This window comes from Bradyrhizobium sp. YR681, from assembly GCF_000282615.1.
Classification (GTDB): Bacteria; Pseudomonadota; Alphaproteobacteria; order Rhizobiales; family Xanthobacteraceae; genus Bradyrhizobium.
On sequence record NZ_AKIY01000247.1, the window covers coordinates 38,949 to 55,202 of the forward strand.

Below are 16,254 nucleotides of genomic sequence, written 5' to 3' on the forward strand. Positions count from 1 at the left end.
TCCCTCAATAGCGGAATTCGATGTCGGGCGCGCTCGGTAAATTTGCGGGTGGTGAATGAGCTAAGACGGATCAGATGGTCGCTTCACTGCGCGATCTCGCCACCATCTCCGCTGTCATGCCCCGGCTTGACCGGGGCATCCAGTACGCCGCGGCCGTTGTTGCGAGAGGGAGCTCCTTAACGCCGGCCTCTGGAATACTGGGTCGCCCGGTCAAGCCGGGCGACGACGAGAGGAGAGAGCGTCCTAACCGCTTAATGCGCCGCCGATGCCGACTTCTTCGTCGCAACAGCCTTCGGCGCGGGCTTTGCGTTCGCCTGCGGGGCGCTGTCCCAGCCGCCGTTCGGGGCGGGAACGTTGACGGCGTCGTCGGGCTGCGGCTCGGCGCTGAAGGTCTGGATCGCGAGCTTGGCGGCGGCGAGCGATTGCGGGTCGAGACGCTTGGCCACGTCGTCGCGCTTGCCGGACGCGTCGGCGTCGCCCTGGGCGGCCGCCAGGCTGAACCATTTGTAGGATTCGGCGAGGTTCTGTTCGACGCCGATGCCGCGGGCATAGAGGATGCCGAGGTTGAACTGGCTGTCGGCGACGCCGCGATCGGCCGCTTTCCGGAACCACTGCGCCGCGCTCTTGTAGTTGGCGCCGCGTCCGCCGCCGTCGGCATCGAGCACAGCGAGATTGTGCATCGCCTTAGCGTTGCCGCGCTCGGCGGCCTGCGTGTAGTAGCGGCGGGCGGTGTCGGCGTCCTTCTTCACGCCGAGGCCCTTTTCATAGAGCGTGCCGAGGCGGAAGGTCGCGGGCACCACGCCGGCCTGCGCCGCGCGGTCGTACCACTTCGCAGCTTCGTCGTAGTTCGCAGCGACGCCCTTGCCCTCGGCAAAGCGCACGCCGATTTCGTAGGCTGCGGCCGCGTCACCCTTCATCGCGGCGGCGCGCAGGCCCGGGCCGCCGATGGCGTCGGGCAGCTTTTCAGTCGGCGGCACCTGGATGACGCCGAGCTTGGCGCGGCTGGTGCCCGACAGTGCGCCGGTGACGTCGCTGGAGGCAGGCGGCGGCGCCGCGGCCGGAGCCGGCGGGATTTCAACCGAGGCCGAGCTGCCGGAGCTTGCGGGCAGGGCCGGCGCGGCATTGTTCTGGGATTGCCGTCCGATCGGCGTCGGCGAGGTCATCGACGGCGTGATCTGCTCGGGCGTGGCGGGCTTGGTCTCGACCGGCGGCGGCGGGGGCAGCGGCGCGGGCTCGCTGGTCGAATTCTCCATCGCCTGCGGCGTCGGCGGCGCGCTGCCGCCATCGAGCAGGTTCATCGCCATCTTGAACGTGCCGAGCACGATCACGACCACGCTGGCGCCCACCAGCAGCGAGCGGATTTTCGAGGTGATGGTCGAGCCGGCTTCCTGGCCCTTGTCCTTGGCGCGGGTGATCGCGGCCTTGGCGCCACGGGCCGGCTTCTCGGGCGGCTGCGCGGCGGCGGCCTGCGCGGCGCGGCGGGCGGCGGCGATGAAGCTCGACGACGACACCGGCTCCTTCGGCGCGGCGGGAATTTCGCTGATCGCGCTTTCGGAGGCGGCAATGCGCTCCGACGGCGTGGCGAGGCGTCCGCCCGGCCGTGTACCCGGCTCGAGCGGATGATCCGGCGGCAATTCGGGCGCGAGCGCGGCGCGGGAGGGCGCGGTGTGCGGCTCCAGGATCTCGCTGATCGCGCGCGGCGGCAGGGGTGGTGCGGCCGGCGTCGGCATCGGCGGCGGCGCGGCGGGGGCTGCGGCGTGGAATTCGCGCGGCGCGGCGACGAAGGCGCCCTGCGGCGGCTGCTGTGCGGCGGCCGGGTTCGGCAGTTCGGGCTTCGGATCGTATTTCGGCTGCGGGGCTTGCGGCCGCGGCTCACGCGCCATCGGCGCGGGCTCCATCGGCGCGGCCATCGGCATCGACATGGACGTCGACATGGGCATCTGCTGCGGTGCAGGAGCCGGTGCGGTGCGCACCGCGCGCAGATCGCCTTCGATCATCGAGAGGCGATCGACGACATGGCCGAGCGCGCTGTGGACCGCGTCGAGCGAATCCTGGGTGCTGCGGTTGGTCTCGGTCTGGCTGAAGCGGATGTCGGAGAGCTCGCGCTTGACGAGATCGACGATGCCGGAATCGGCTTGCGGCGCGGAATTGCGGCTCTCGGCGAGCGCCGAATAGGTCGCCTGCTGCCGTTCCAGATGCCTGAGGATGTCGTGCAGCCCGTCCTCGACGCGGCTCAGATTGCCGTTGCGCGGATCGGAGGCAGCCTCGATCCGCTCCAGCAGATACGAGACGCGCTGTTCGAGATGGGCGAAGGTCGAAGCGGAATCGCTGCCGACCTGCATGCGGTCGAAACGGTCCGACAGCGCGCGGATCGCGGCTTCCAGATGCTCGCTGCTCTCGGACGGCTGAGGCCGCTCGCGCGTTTCCAGCGCGGCGGTGAGCGCGGCGATACGCTGCTCCAGCACGGCAAAACTGTCGCTGGAGCCGGAGGCGCGGGTGACCTGGTCGACCTTGGACGACAGCAGCTGGACGTCTTCGGAAAGCCGTGCCAGCGCTTCGTTGGAGGCGACGTTGGAGACGATGCCGCGCAGCGCCGCGATCGCGCCTTCGAGCTGGCGCACGGTCGAGGGATCGTCATTGGCGCGCAGGATCAGATCGAGCTTGGCGCCGAGATTGCGGATCGCCTCGTCATAGCCGGTGAGCTGCTCGGCCGGCGTCAGCGTGCGCAGCACCTGCTTGATGTCGGACAGCGCGCGCTCGATGCCTGACAGAACCTGGCCGTCGGTGCCGTTGGACCTGTTCTCGTCGATGCGACGATGCAGCGAGCGGATCTCGTTCTCGATCGATTCGATCGCGCGCCGCGGCATCGCCTCGGTGATGGCGTTGCGGATCTCGGCGAGCTCGGCGCGGAAGCCGTTGATCGCCTGCTCGGTATTGTCAGGGCGCTGGAGCGATTCGATCTGGCTCGTGATCTTGAGCAGATGGCGCTCGAGCGACGAGAAATCCGGCCCCGCTTGCGGTGGCGGCGGCGCATAGGCGGGCGCGGGCGGCGCCGTCGGTGCGACCGGAGGCGCGTAAGATGCGTAAGGAGCGGCGGTGGGCGCAATCGACGGGGCGGCGCGCGGCGGCATCTGCCGCGGTGCGAAGCCGTCGAGCTCGCTCTGCCGCGCCGTGATCTCGGCGACGGCGACGTCGAACGACGCGGGGCTCAGGGGTGGTGAGCTGCGATAGACCTGTGCGGCCGCGCGCTCGACCATATCGGCCTGGCGCTGGCGCGTTTCAACGGGTGAGGGCGCCGGGGCCGGCCGCGGCGCCTGAGGCTGTTGCGGCTGCTGCGGGCGGGAGATTTGCGACAGCCGCGCATCGAGCCGCGAGATCGCGTCGTTGAGCTGGCGTGCGACGCCCTGCTCGCGCGAGATATCGGGCCGCGATGCGTCCTGACGCGGTGCGACGGGCTTCGAAATCCGTTCGATCTGCTGGGTGATCGCGTCGAGCCGCTGGTGAATGTCGGCGACTTCGCGACTCTCCTGGCTCGGTGCCTGGTGAATCGGTGCCTGGCTCGGCATCTGCTGCGGACGCTGGTCGTAAGGTCCGCGAAAGTTTGGCGGGGCAGTCTCGCCGAGCGTGGAGTTCAGCCAATCGTTGAGTGACATGCCGGCTCTGCGCGCAGCAGCTTCGGCCCGCTCCCGGACGGATGGATCGATGCCGTCAACACTCCACGATACGCGCGAATTCATGACTCTGTCCGGTTCCGACTCCGGCGCCCCACCCGGCGCCTCCAGTCTCCCCACGCGTGCCGGTTGCAAGACAATCGGATTTGGCGCGGGTCGTCTGCCTCGAAAACCGACTTTTTCCTGTTACGGTAAATAACGGGTTAAGGAACCGCGGGGCCGCTGTCTTAAAATTGGGCGCCCCTCCCCGTCCGACCCGTCGGATGCGATCGGAATCTCGCTGGGCCAGGAACTCTCCGCGGGCTGGCAGCTTGGAATTTCAGTAACGAAGGGTGGCTCAGGATGACCGGTCTGACTGAAGAAGACATTCGCAAGCGGGCTTACGAGATCTGGAAAGGTGCCGGCGAGCCAAGCGGGAAAATGGACACCTTCTGGTATGAGGCTGAAAAAGAGCTTCTCGCCGAACGGTCAGAGCAAGGCGAGGTGCCGCCCGGGATGACCGATAATTTGCCGGTCTAGCGGCTCATCCCTTCCCCTCGCGCTTGCCGTCCTCCAGCGCCACCACGGTGCCGATTCCCTTGTCCTTGCCGCTCATCGCCGACAGCGCTTCGAGCGCCTCTTCACAGAAGTCGGCGACCATCTGCTCGTGCCTGGCGCCGAGCTGAAGCAGCAGCAGGTTGCCGAGATCGAGCACGCCGGACGCGGTCCCCTCCGGAAAACGCTTCTTCAGGATGCGCTCGTAATTGGTGTGGCGGTCGCGGTGGTGCTCCAGCCGAGCCATCAGGTCGGCGCGCATGGGCTCGATGTCGATGCTGTCGAGCGCGTGCAGCCGGACCAGCAAATCGTCCTTGATCGAGGGCGGTGTGCTTGGCCGCGCGGCCCAGTGCCGCAGCGCTGTTCGGCCCTCCGGAGTGAGCGTATAGATGAGCTTATTGGGTTTGCCTGACTGCACGACCTCGCGGCCCTGGATGTAGCCGCGGTCGCGCAGCTTGGAGAGCTCGCGGTAGATTTGCTGGTGGTCGGCCTTCCAGAAGAAGCCGATCGAGGAGTCGAACGTCTTGGCGAGCTCGTAGCCCGTCATCGGACGTTCCGTCAGGCATGCGAGGATTGCGTCGCCCAGCGCCATGGCTTCAGCTCCCTTTTCGAGGTCGGTCCCGGCCAATTGACTTGACTTTATGCGTATTGGTGCATATGCGTCAATGTGCATATGAGGCGACCGAAGGCCGGGGCACAATACCCGACCCAAAAACCCAGCGGAATCAAACTCCTCGCTACTGTGCATGGGGTTGTTTTCGAGTTTTTTGCCAAGGCCTTTGTCTAGGGAGGCATCGTCAATGACCGGTCTCGACTCCTGGTACGCCTTCATGAAGTCCCATGATGCCAAAGCGCTCTGGGACTTGCTGCATCCCGACGCCGTGTTCGAAAGCCCCGTGGTGCATTCGCCCCAGCGCGGCCGCGACATCACCTTCAAATACCTCGCCAGCGCCGGGAAGGTGCTCGGCGGCCCGGGCTTCACCTATGTCGGCGAGTGGACGAGCGCCAATGGCGCCGTGCTCGAATTCAAGAATGTCATCGACGGCATCGAGATCAACGGTGTCGACATCATCACCTTCGATGCCGAGGGACGCATCACGAATTTCAAGGTGATGGTGCGGCCGCTCAAGGCGATCAACATGCTGCACCGCCTGATGGCGGAGCAGCTGGCCGCCGCCCAATCCTAAGCCAACATCATCACTTCAGACCGCCTGCCGGGAGACCACCATGCCGATCTACAAAGCCCCCGTCGAAGACGTGAACTTCCTGCTCAACGACGTCTTCCAGATCGACCGTTACGACAACCTCGCCGGCTTCTCCGATGCATCGAGCGATGTCCGCGAAGCGATCCTTGGCGAAGCCGCCAAGCTCGCCGAAGAGGTGCTGCAGCCGCTCAATCGTGTCGGCGATCTCGAAGGCTGCAAGCGCGCCGATGACGGCAGCGTCACCACGCCCAAGGGCTTCAAGGACGCGTTCAAGCAGGTCGCCGAGGGCGGCTGGCTCGGCCTGTCGGCGCCGACCGAGTTCGGCGGCCAGGGCCTGCCGGTGACGCTCTCGCAAGCCGTCAACGAATTCCAGATCTCCGCCAACATGGCGTTCTCGATGTATGGCGGCCTCACCATGGGCGCGACCGCCGCGCTGATCGTCCATGGCTCGCCGGAGCAGAAGCAGACCTACGTGCCGAAGATGGTCGCGGGCGAATGGACCGGCACCATGAACCTGACCGAGCCGCACTGCGGCACCGATCTCGGCATGCTCCGCACCAAGGCGGTCCGCCAGGCCGACGGCAGCTACAAGATCACGGGCACCAAGATCTTCATCTCGGCCGGCGAGCATGACCTCGCTCCCAACATCATCCACCTCGTTCTCGCCCGCATCGAGGGCGCGCCCGCCGGCATCAAGGGCGTGTCGCTGTTCGTGGTGCCGAAATTCCTGGTCAATGCCGATGGTTCGGTCGGCGCACGTAACGGCGTCGTCTGCGGCTCGATCGAGCACAAGATGGGCATCCACGGCAATTCGACCTGCGTGATGAACTACGACAGCGCCACCGGCTGGCTGATCGGCGAAGAGAACAAGGGCATGCAGGGCATGTTCGTGATGATGAACGAGGCCCGCCTCGGCGTCGCCGTTCAGGGCCTCGCGCAGTCCGAGGTCGCCTATCAGAACGCCGTCGCCTATGCCCGCGACCGCATCCAGGGCCGGTCGCTCACCGGCGCGAAGGCGCCGGACAAGCAGGCCGATCCGATCATCGTGCATCCCGACGTGCGCCGCACGCTGCTGTCGATCCGCGCCTTCAACGAGGCCGCGCGGGCCTTCGTGATGTGGACCGCGCTGAAGAGCGATGTCGCCCACCGCTCGGAGGACCCGAAGGACCGCCAAGCTGCCGACGACCACATGGGCCTGATGACGCCGGTGCTGAAGGGCTTCCTCACCGATTACGGCTTTGCCAACGCGGTGCAGGCGCAGCAGATGTATGGCGGCCACGGCTACATCGCCGAGCAGGGCATGGAGCAGTTCGTGCGCGATGCGCGCATCGCCATGATCTATGAAGGCGCCAACGGCATCCAGGCGCTCGACCTCGTCGGCCGCAAGCTGCCGCGCGACGGCGGCCGCGCCATCATGGCGTTCTTCGGCGAGGTCATGGCCTTCGCCAAGGAGAACGGCGGCGACGAGGCGATGAAGCCCTTCATCACCCCGCTCTCGACCTCGCTCGGACATCTCCAGCAGGCCACGACCTGGCTGATGCAGAACGCGATGATGAAGCCGGACAATGCCGGCGCCGCCGCAACCGATTATCTGCATCTCTTCGGCTTCGTCGCGCTCGGTTACATGTGGGCGAAGATGGCGAAGGTGACGAATGCCAAGATTGCCGAGAGCGGGGCGACGCCCTATCTCTCGACCAAGCTCGTCACCGGCCGCTTCTTCATGGAGCGGATGCTGCCGGAAACCGCGGCCAATCTCGCCCGCATCCAGGCCGGCTCCGCCACCATCATGGAATTGCCGGCGGAAGCGTTCTGAGGATTTCGCGTCATCAATGATCCCGATCGCGCCGCGGTCGTCACCAATAACTGCAATCAGGAGGCTCCCATGGCAGATGCCTATATCTACGATCACGTCCGCACCCCCCGCGGTCGCGGCAAGGCCGACGGTGCGCTGCACGAGGTGACGGCGCTCGCGCTCGCCACCGTGCCGCTCAAGGCGCTCAAGGACCGCAACAATCTGCCGGAGGATTCCGTCGACGACGTCGTGCTCGGCGTGGTCGATCCGGTTGGTGAGGCCGGCTCCGACATCGCGCGCTTCGCCGCGCTGAAGGCGGGCCTCGGCGAAGCCGTGCCCGGCGTGCAGATCAGCCGCTTCTGCGCCTCCGGCCTGGATGCCGTAAATTTTGCCGCGGCCCAGGTGATGAGCGGCCAGCATGAGCTGGTGATCGGCGGCGGCGCCGAATCCATGAGCCGCGTCGGGATCGGCGCCTCCGGCGGCGCCTGGCCGATGGACCCCTCGATGGCGGTACCGTCCTACTTCATGCCGCAGGGCGTCTCGGCCGATTTGATCGCCACCAAATACGGCTTCTCGCGCGACGACGTCGATGCCTATGCCGTGCAGAGCCAGCAGCGCGCCGCGAAGTCCTGGGAGGAAGGCCGCTTCGACAAGTCGATCGTGCCGGTGAAGGACATCAACGGCCTCACCATCCTCGCCAAGGACGAGCACATGCGTCCCTCGACGACGATGCAGTCGCTGGCGCAGCTGCAGCCGTCGTTCACGATGATGGCGCAGATGGGCGGCTTCGACGGCGTCGCCGTGCAGTCGCATCCCGAGATCGAGCGCGTCAATTACGTGCACCACGCCGGCAATTCCTCGGGCATCGTCGACGGCGCAGGCGCCGTGCTGCTCGGCAGCAAGGAAGCGGCCAGCAAATACGGCCTGAAGCCGCGCGCAAGAATCCGCGCGTTTGCCAATGTCGGCTCGGAGCCGGCGATGATGCTGACCGGTCCGGTCGACGTCACCGAAAAGCTGTTCGCGCGTTCCGGCATGAAGAAGTCGGATATTGACCTGTTCGAGCTCAACGAGGCCTTCGCCTCGGTCGTGCTGCGCTACATCCAGGCCTTCGACATCGACAACGCCAAGATCAACGTCAATGGCGGCGCGATCGCGCTCGGCCACCCGCTTGGCGCCACCGGCGCGATGATTTTGGGCACCGTGCTCGACGAGCTCGAGCGCACCAACAAGTCCACCGCCCTCGTCACGCTGTGCATCGGCGGCGGCATGGGCACCGCGACCATCATCGAGCGCGTCTAACGAGCTGCCGTAGGGTGGGTCAGCGCAGCGTAACCCACCACTTCTCCGTCCGCTTGGAAAGCAAAGAGGTGGATTACGCCTTCGGCTAATCCACCCTACGAGACCCCCATCAATCGCCGCGCCTGAGATCGGCTGCGGCACCGAGGAGCAACCAACATGGCCTACAAGAACTTCAAGGTTGAGACCGACGCGGACGGTATCGCGCTCGTCACCTGGGACATCCCGGGCCGTTCGATGAACGTGCTCGACGAGACCTCGACCAGCGAGCTCGACGCGATCGTCAAGGCGACCACCGCTGACGCCGCCGTGAAGGGCGTCGTCATCACCTCGGCGAAGGAAGCGTTCTGCGCCGGCGCGGACCTGTCGATGCTCGAAGGCATGAACCAGGCCTACGCAAAAGTCTTCAAGGAGCAGGGCGAGACCGCGGCGAACCAGATGCTGTTCGACCAGAGCCGCCGTTTCTCGCTGGTGCTGCGTTTGATCGAAACGTCGGGCAAGCCGTGGGCGGCCGCGATCAATGGCCTCGCGCTCGGCGGCGGTTTCGAGATCACGCTGTGCTGCCACTACCGCGTGGCGGCGGAGAATCCAAAGACCCGTCTCGGCCTGCCCGAGGTCAAGGTCGGCCTGTTCCCCGGCGCCGGCGGCACGCAGCGCGTGCCGCGCCTGGTGCCGCCGCAGGATGCGATGACCATCCTGCTCAAGGGCGATCCTGTTACGGTCGAGAAGGCCAAGGCGCTGAACCTCATTCACGCCATCGTTCCTGCTGCCGATCTGATCAAGGCGGCGAAGGACTGGATCAAGGGCGGCGGCAAGGCCGTCGCGCCCTGGGACGAGAAGGGCTTCAAGCTCCCGGGCGGCCCGGTGTTCTCCAAGGCCGGCATGATGATGTTCCCCGCCGGCAACGCGATCTATCGCCGCGAGACCTACGACAATTATCCGGCCGCGCGCGCCATCATGAGCTGCGTCTATGAGGGCCTGCAGCTGCCGATCGACGCCGCGCTGCGCGTGGAGTCGCGTTACTTCACCTCGGTGCTGCGTTCGAAGGAGGCGGCGGCGATGATCCGCAGCCTGTTCCTGTCGATGCAGGAATTGAACAAGGGCGCACGCCGGCCGAAGGACGTGCCCGCGACCAAGGTGAAGAAGATCGCCGTGATCGGCGCCGGCTTCATGGGCGCGAGCGTCGGCTATGTCTCGGCCCGTGCCGGCCTCGACGTCGTCCTGATCGACCGCGACCAGGCGAGCGCCGACAAGGGCAAGGCGCATGCGCAGAAGGTGATCGAGGAGCAGATCAAGAAGGGCCGCGCCAAGCCTGCCGATGCCGAAGCGCTGCTCGCGCGCATCACGCCGACCGCGGATTACGCTGCGCTGAAGGACGTCGACCTCGTCATCGAGGCCGTGTTCGAGGACCGCAAGGTCAAGGCGGAGACCTTTGCCAAGGCGCAGGAGTATCTCAAGCCGGACGTGATCTTTGCCTCGAACACCTCGACGCTGCCAATCACTTCGCTGGCCGAGGGCTTCAAGGACCAGGCCAAGTTCGTCGGCATCCACTTCTTCTCGCCGGTCGAGAAGATGATGCTGGTCGAGATCATCAAGGGCAAGAACACCGGCGATGTCGCGCTCGCGACCGCGCTCGACTACGTCCGCCAGATCGGCAAGACCCCGATCGTCGTCAACGACTCCAGAGGCTTCTTCGCCAACCGCTGCGTCGGCCGCTACGTCGCCGAAGGCAACGAGATGTTTTTGGAAGGCGTCCCGCCGGCGATGATCGAGAACTGCGCCAAGATGGCCGGCATGCCGGTCGGCCCGCTTTCGCTGTCGGACGAAGTCGCGCTCGACCTCGGTCTCAAGATCATGAAGGCCACCGAAGCCGACCTCGGCCCCAACGCCATCAACCCCGATCAGAAGAAACTGATGGTGGAGCTGGTCGAGAACCAGGGCCGCCTCGGCCGCAAGAACAGCAAGGGCTTCTACGACTATCCCGAGAAGGGCAAGGGCCAGAAGAGCCTGTGGCCGGGCCTCTCCGCGCTGCAGCCGAAGCAGCTCGATCCTGACACGCTCGACATCGAGGAGCTGAAGCAGCGCTTCCTGGTGGTGCAGGCGGTGGAGGCCGCGCGCACGGTGGAGGATCACGTCATCACCGATCCGCGCGAGGCCGATGTCGGCTCGATCCTCGGCTTCGGATTCGCGCCGTTCACCGGCGGCACGCTGTCCTACATCGACTTCATGGGACCCAAGAAGTTCGTCGAGCTTTGCCACAAGCTCGAGGCGAAGTACGGCTCGCGCTTCACCCCACCGAAGCTGCTCGAGGAGATGGCTGCGAAGGGCGAGACCTTCTACGGCCGCTTTGCGCCGAAGAAGGCGGCCTGATCGTCTGGCTGCGTCAACCCGACTGCGCAGCGCAAAGGCCGGATCAACGATCCGGCTTTTTTTTGGGGCCGATTATCACGGTTGCGTTAGGGCATTCCCCGGGTGTGGAACCGGTCACAAAATACGCGTAGGAGCGAGAGTTCGATGCTGCGGTCTCGGACAACTTGCCATGGACGCGTCAAAGCGGCGCCGTTCTTTTGCTCAGCTCTGGCATTAGTCTTGCTACGAAACCTGGGCCAGTCGGTGGGATAGACCCACGCCGAAAGCTGACAGGTTGAAGGTTACGAGGAAAGTGTTCTGAATGAACTCACTTGCGCTCCAGAAGACCACGCTCGCCCGCGAACTGTCTGCAGAATATGAAGCTGCACCCGCTCTTGCCCGGTTCTTGCCTCAAGCGAACGGCGCGCGTTTGCGGCGAAAGGGGCCGATATTTTGGGCAATTTTGGCGTTACTTGTGCTGTCGGCGGATGCCGTCCTCGCCCTGCTCGCCTGGGTCGCCGTCGATTTCGTCCTGAAGTGAAATTTCGCGCCTATGCATCAGATAGGTCGCGCCTAGATAGGCGAGCTCCGAAGCGACGAGACAGGCGGTAATGATCGCGACGCCTGCGAAGAGACCAAATCCGTAGATGTGAAGAATGATCGCCGCAAGCAGCGCAATCAGCGGTGAAATCAGGACCAGAGCCCAGACCCGATACGTGAAACCGGTGGCCAGCCCTGCCAACGCACTTACAAGAATCAGGATAGAGGCAATCGTCAAATTCAACCCCGGTGAGAGCGCAGCTCCTCTGCAACCCAAGCTTGGCGCCCTTCTCGGGTAGGAACAAGACAGGACTGCTTACTTAGTACGAACAGTGGTTCATAAGTCCAAGCAAGGTACGATGATCCTGCGTGCAGGGTTCACGTCGACTGGGTCTTTTTGGAGAAGTAAGGGGCCGGATCGTCGATCCGGCCTTTTGCTTGTTGGGTTTTGCGGGCGCTCAGGCGGCCTGGGCCAGCCCTTCCTTCTTCAGCGCTTCCTGAACCTGCGGCCGCGCGGCGACGCGGGCCTTGTAGGCGGCGAGGTTCGGCATCGCCGAGAAGTCGAACTTCATCCGATCGGCCCAGGTCAGCATCGTGAAGAGGTAGCCGTCGGCCACCGTGAATTGCTTGCCCATCAGGTAGTCGCGGCCGGCGAGCTGGCTGTCGATGTATTTCAGCTTGCCCATGACGCGGTCCTTGAAGAAGGCCTTGGCCTCGTCGTTCAGCGCAGGCGCGAACAGCGGGCCAAAGCTCTTGTGCACCTCCGAGGTGAGGAAGTTCAGCCATTCGAGCAGCTTATAGCGCTCGGAGCTGCCATGGGCCGGCGCCAGCGCCTTGGCGGATGCCTGATCGGCGATCATCTGGACAATGACCGGGCCTTCGGTCACGATCTCACCGCTGTCCAGGCCCAGCGCGGGGACCTGACCCTTGGGGTTCAGCTTCAGATAATCCTCACCATTTTCGAGCTTCTTGGCCCGGATATCGACCTTGACCAGCTCATAGGGCAGGCCGGCTTCCAGGAGCGCGATGTGGGGGGACAGGGAGCAGGCGCCGGGCGAGTAATAGAGTTTCATGGAATTTCCTCCTCTTGACGCTTGGTTGGGGCGAAAGAACGCCTACATGCACCTGCATGCAATAGTCAAGATTGATGCAGGTGCATCGAGTGGGGTAAGAGACGGGCGACGAGTTTGAGCGGGACCATGAAACGCAAGCCATCGACCGAGGCGACTTCCGCCTGGATCCGCCTGATGCGGGTGCAGAGCCGTGTGCTCGATTGTGTCGAGCAGGATCTGAAGAAGGCGGGGTTCCCGCCGCTGGCATGGTACGACGCGCTGCTCGAATTGTCGCGCGCGCCGAGCGGAGAGCTGCGGCCGGTGGAACTCGAACGGCAGATGCTGATCCCGCAATATTCCACCTCGCGCCTGATTGATCGCCTGGTGGACGAGGGCCTTGCCTCCCGGCGCGAATGCAAGATCGACAAGCGCGGCCAGTTCGTCGAGATCACGGAAGCCGGCCGCGAATTGCAGAAGCGGATGTGGGGCGCCTACTCCGCCGCAATCGAGAAATATGTCGGCTCGAAACTGTCCGATGCGGATGCCGTCAAGCTCAGCGGTCTGCTCGACCGGCTGGGCTGCTCGTGCGGCGAGATGAAGCTGCCGCCGGTCGTCCACGTCAACGAAACCACGCCGTCGCGATGATCGCGCGGCAAACCAGCTCCTCCGTGCACCCGGTGGGTTCGCGGACCATCCCACCTCACCCGCGCGCGTTCGGTCGAAGCGCCCTTTTGATTAGAGTTTGATATGGCGCGAGACCAGATCGATATGACGCCGCTGCAATCGCGCGACGAACTCGTCGCGTGGTTCGAGGCGGGCTGCAAGGACCCGTCCGAATTCCGCATGGGCACCGAGCACGAGAAGACGCCGTTCACGCTCGAAGGCCACCGCCCGGTGCCGTACGAGGGCCCGCGTGGCATCGGCGCGCTGCTCGAAGGCATGAAGCTCCTGCTCGGCTGGGAGCCGATCATGGAGAAGGGCAACATCATCGGCCTCTACGACGTCACCGGCGGCGGCGCGATCTCGCTCGAGCCTGGCGGGCAATTCGAGCTCTCCGGCGCGCCGGTCGAGAACGTGCACCAGACCCAGAGCGAGCTGATGGCGCATCTGGCGCAGGTGCGCGAGATCGCAACCCCGCTCGGCATCGGCTTCCTTGGCCTTGGCATGACGCCGTCCTGGTCGCGCGCCGACATCCCGGTGATGCCCAAGGGCCGCTACAAGATCATGACCAATTACATGCCGAAGGTCGGCCAGTACGGCCTCGACATGATGTACCGGACCTGCACGGTGCAGACCAATCTCGACTTCTCCTCCGAAGCCGACATGGTCAAGAAGCTGCGCGTCTCGCTCGCGCTCCAGCCGGTCGCCACCGCGTTGTTCGCCAATTCGCCCTTTACCGAGGGCAAGCCGAACGGCTTCCTCTCCTTCCGCTCCGAAATCTGGCGCGACACCGACAATGCGCGCGCCGGCATGATGCCCTGGGCGTTCGAGGACGGCATGGGCTTCGAACGCTATGTCGACTACGCGCTCGACGTGCCCATGTATTTCGTCAAGCGCGGCGACGATTACATCGACGTGTCAGGCTCCTCGTTCCGCGCCTTCTTCGACGGCCGCAACAACAATCTGCCCGGCGAGCGCCCGACGCTGTCGGACTGGGCCAACCATCTCTCGACCATCTTCCCCGAGGTGCGCCTCAAGCGTTATCTCGAGATGCGCGGCTCCGACGGCGGCCCCTGGGGCCGCCTGCCGGCGCTGTCGGCGTTCTGGGCCGGGCTGCTCTATGACGACGTGTCGCTCGATGCCGCCTGGGATCTGGTGAAGCACTGGAGCGCGCATGAGCGCCAGGCCCTGCGCGACGACGTGCCGCGCTTCGGCTTCAAGGCCCGGATCAAGGATCACTATCTGTTCGAGATCGCCAAGGAATGCCTCGTTCTGGCACATGCCGGCCTGCGCCGGCGCGGCCGGATCGACCAGCTCGGCCGCGACGAGACGCGGCATCTGGAGCCGCTCGACCGCATCATCGATTCCGGCCGGACCCCGGCCGAGGAAATGCTTGAGAAGTTCAACGGCCCCTGGAACGGCTCGGTGGAACCGGCCTACGCGGAATACGCTTTCTAGATCGACCGCCCAAACGATCAGCCGTTCATCGCCCATACAGGTTTGCGGCGATCAAATGACCGGCTGAAAAAACCTGAGCGTCGTCAATAACTCGAAAGCTGTTCCGATGGGGAAGGGCCGCCTGTCCCGGGCCGTCATGGCAAGCGTCGTGGCAGGCGCCACGCTGCTGTCGCTCGTGTTCGCGAGCTGGCCTGCGCGCGCGCAGACGGCGTTCGACCGGCCCGGCGGCGATTATTTCAGTCAGCCGATCACGTCAGGGGATCCCGAGGATTGCGCACTGCTCTGCGAACGCGACCGCAAGTGCCGCTCCTGGAGCTTCAGCTATCCCGACATCGACGGCGCCTCGGCGGTGTGCTGGCTGAAGAACACCGTGCCGGCACGCGTGCCGGGCAGTTGCTGCATCTCCGGTGTGCGCGGTGCCGGCGTGATCGAGCCGCGCATCGAAGGCGTGGAAACCTCGATCGACCGCCCCGGCGGCGACCTGCGCAATTTCGAGCTCAAGGACGGTGAAGGCGAGGATGCCTGCAAGGCTGCCTGCACCGCCGACAACAAGTGCCGCGCCTTCACCTATGCCCGCCCCGGCTACACCGGCCGCGAAGCACGCTGCTACCTGAAAAAGGACATCAAGCCGCCGCGCAGGAAAGCTGGGTTTACGTCGGGCGTGGTGCGGTAGGCAAAGTGGCGTAGGGTGGGTTAGCGTCAGCGTAACCCACCACTTTCATCGCGGCGCACGAAGAGGCGGATTACGCTTCGCTAATCCACCCTACGGCATCTCACTCCGCCGCAATCACCGTGATCTCCGGCCACAGCGCTTTCCATCGCGCCGCCTTTGCTGCGTAATTCGCCACTGAAAAATTCAGCGCCCGATTGGGCCGCACGATCAGCGCTGCGACATCGTCGAACCCGTGCGGCGCGTAGACCTCGTAGCCGTCGCCCGCGCGCCTGACCCCGACTTGCGTGTTCTCCGTCAGGAAGCGATCGATGCCATCCGTCGAGCGCATCAGCGGCGGATAGGGCAGGCCGTGCTTGTCGGGGTACCACAGGTGCACGCGGGCCTGATTGCGGATCTCGACCTTGGCGCCGAGATGTCCCAGTTGCGCATGCACGTCGCGGATCACCGCGTCCTCCGCCTCCCATGAGGTATCAGGATCGAAATAGAAGACGTCGTAGTCGGAGATGCCGTGGTCGATGGCGCGCTGCGTGATCACGTTCCACACGGTCTGCACCAGGCATCCCGCAACCAGCCACGCATCCGGCAGCGCGAGGCGATGGAGCTCCTCGACGATCGCGGCATTGACCGGATTGTTCAGCGCCAGCGCGAGGAAGCGATCCCGACCCATCGCGGCCATGACCTACAGGTTGGCGTCGAACGCGGCGCGCGCCGCTTTTGAGGCCAATGTGCGCCATCGCCGTCGCAACAACGGCTCGACGACCGCGCGCTTCGCCTTCGACAAGTGGATCAGCACCATCGGATAGTCGGCATAGTGATCGGTGAAATAGAAGATCTTGGGTTGGCTCTCGACCAGCATCGCGCGCTCGTCGATGGGAACATCAGGCACGACGAGACTGTCACCGTCCTCTTTCAGACGCGCCAGCATCTTCTTGCGGACCTTCAGTGCTGCCGTGCCGTAGGAGGTGCCGTCCTCGACCTCCGGCCACGTCAGCGCAAATTTTCTGACGTCGTCGAAGGTCATGAG

The 16,254-nt window shown here is 65.0% G+C and carries 14 protein-coding genes; 8 read left to right on the top strand and 6 right to left on the bottom strand.

Annotation, left to right across the window (positions count from 1 at the left end):
• Positions 1-251: 251 nt before the first annotated feature.
• The gene (locus tag PMI42_RS26620) at positions 252-3,737 is read right to left on the bottom strand and encodes a tetratricopeptide repeat protein (protein ID WP_035966707.1); all 3,486 of its coding nucleotides are present in this window, start codon (positions 3,735-3,737) and stop codon (positions 252-254) included.
• A 276-nt stretch (positions 3,738-4,013) separates the two neighbouring features.
• Here PMI42_RS26620 and PMI42_RS38140 point away from each other — a divergent pair, with 276 nt between their 5' ends.
• Entirely contained in the window at positions 4,014-4,190 is a 177-nt protein-coding gene (locus PMI42_RS38140; RefSeq protein ID WP_008139866.1) for a DUF2934 domain-containing protein, read from the top strand.
• A 4-nt stretch (positions 4,191-4,194) separates the two neighbouring features.
• On the opposite strand, the gene PMI42_RS26625 is transcribed toward PMI42_RS38140, so the two are convergent.
• A complete protein-coding gene (locus tag PMI42_RS26625; RefSeq protein WP_008139868.1) occupies positions 4,195-4,797 on the bottom strand; it encodes a PadR family transcriptional regulator in 603 nt (200 codons plus the stop codon).
• Between the two features lie 208 nt (positions 4,798-5,005).
• On the opposite strand from PMI42_RS26625, the gene PMI42_RS26630 reads away from it, so the two are divergent.
• The 4 genes from PMI42_RS26630 to PMI42_RS26645 all read left to right on the top strand — a co-directional run bounded on the left by PMI42_RS26630 (position 5,006) and on the right by PMI42_RS26645 (position 10,868).
• Positions 5,006-5,392: a nuclear transport factor 2 family protein gene (locus tag PMI42_RS26630; protein WP_008139870.1), complete on the top strand. Its 387-nt coding sequence runs from the start codon at positions 5,006-5,008 to the stop codon at positions 5,390-5,392.
• Between the two features lie 40 nt (positions 5,393-5,432).
• Positions 5,433-7,223, top strand: coding sequence for an acyl-CoA dehydrogenase C-terminal domain-containing protein (locus PMI42_RS26635; protein ID WP_008139873.1), 1,791 nt, complete (start codon positions 5,433-5,435; stop codon positions 7,221-7,223).
• A 69-nt stretch (positions 7,224-7,292) separates the two neighbouring features.
• Complete coding sequence (locus tag PMI42_RS26640; RefSeq protein WP_008139875.1) at positions 7,293-8,501, top strand: acetyl-CoA C-acetyltransferase; 1,209 nt, start codon at positions 7,293-7,295, stop codon at positions 8,499-8,501.
• Positions 8,502-8,657: 156 nt separating this feature from the next.
• Positions 8,658-10,868: an FAD-dependent oxidoreductase gene (locus tag PMI42_RS26645; RefSeq protein WP_008139877.1), complete on the top strand. Its 2,211-nt coding sequence runs from the start codon at positions 8,658-8,660 to the stop codon at positions 10,866-10,868.
• A gap of 448 nt (positions 10,869-11,316) precedes the next feature.
• Here the strand turns inward: PMI42_RS26645 and PMI42_RS26650 are convergent, their stop codons facing one another.
• Both PMI42_RS26650 and gstA read right to left on the bottom strand, forming a co-directional pair.
• Positions 11,317-11,625: a hypothetical protein gene (locus tag PMI42_RS26650; protein WP_157195831.1), complete on the bottom strand. Its 309-nt coding sequence runs from the start codon at positions 11,623-11,625 to the stop codon at positions 11,317-11,319.
• A 220-nt stretch (positions 11,626-11,845) separates the two neighbouring features.
• Entirely contained in the window at positions 11,846-12,460 is a 615-nt protein-coding gene (gene gstA / locus PMI42_RS26655) for a glutathione transferase GstA (protein WP_008139884.1), read from the bottom strand.
• Between the two features lie 126 nt (positions 12,461-12,586).
• On the opposite strand from gstA, the gene PMI42_RS26660 reads away from it, so the two are divergent.
• The 3 genes from PMI42_RS26660 (at position 12,587) to PMI42_RS26670 (ending at position 15,230) form a co-directional block, all read left to right on the top strand.
• Positions 12,587-13,084: a MarR family winged helix-turn-helix transcriptional regulator gene (locus PMI42_RS26660; RefSeq protein WP_008139888.1), complete on the top strand. Its 498-nt coding sequence runs from the start codon at positions 12,587-12,589 to the stop codon at positions 13,082-13,084.
• Between the two features lie 102 nt (positions 13,085-13,186).
• On the top strand, positions 13,187-14,557 hold the full coding sequence (locus tag PMI42_RS26665; RefSeq protein WP_008139890.1) for a glutamate--cysteine ligase: 1,371 nt from the start codon (positions 13,187-13,189) through the stop codon (positions 14,555-14,557).
• 106 nt (positions 14,558-14,663) lie between these two features.
• Positions 14,664-15,230, top strand: a complete 567-nt coding sequence (locus PMI42_RS26670) for a PAN domain-containing protein (RefSeq protein ID WP_008139892.1) — start codon at positions 14,664-14,666, stop codon at positions 15,228-15,230.
• A 100-nt stretch (positions 15,231-15,330) separates the two neighbouring features.
• Here PMI42_RS26670 and PMI42_RS26675 read toward each other — a convergent pair whose 3' ends face one another.
• Together PMI42_RS26675 and PMI42_RS26680 are read right to left on the bottom strand one after the other, a co-directional pair.
• Positions 15,331-15,897: a nucleotidyltransferase family protein gene (locus PMI42_RS26675; RefSeq protein WP_008139894.1), complete on the bottom strand. Its 567-nt coding sequence runs from the start codon at positions 15,895-15,897 to the stop codon at positions 15,331-15,333.
• A 12-nt stretch (positions 15,898-15,909) separates the two neighbouring features.
• Positions 15,910-16,251 (bottom strand): MmcQ/YjbR family DNA-binding protein, encoded by a 342-nt coding sequence (locus PMI42_RS26680; RefSeq protein ID WP_008139896.1) that lies wholly within the window; start codon positions 16,249-16,251, stop codon positions 15,910-15,912.
• Positions 16,252-16,254: the final 3 nt, after the last annotated feature.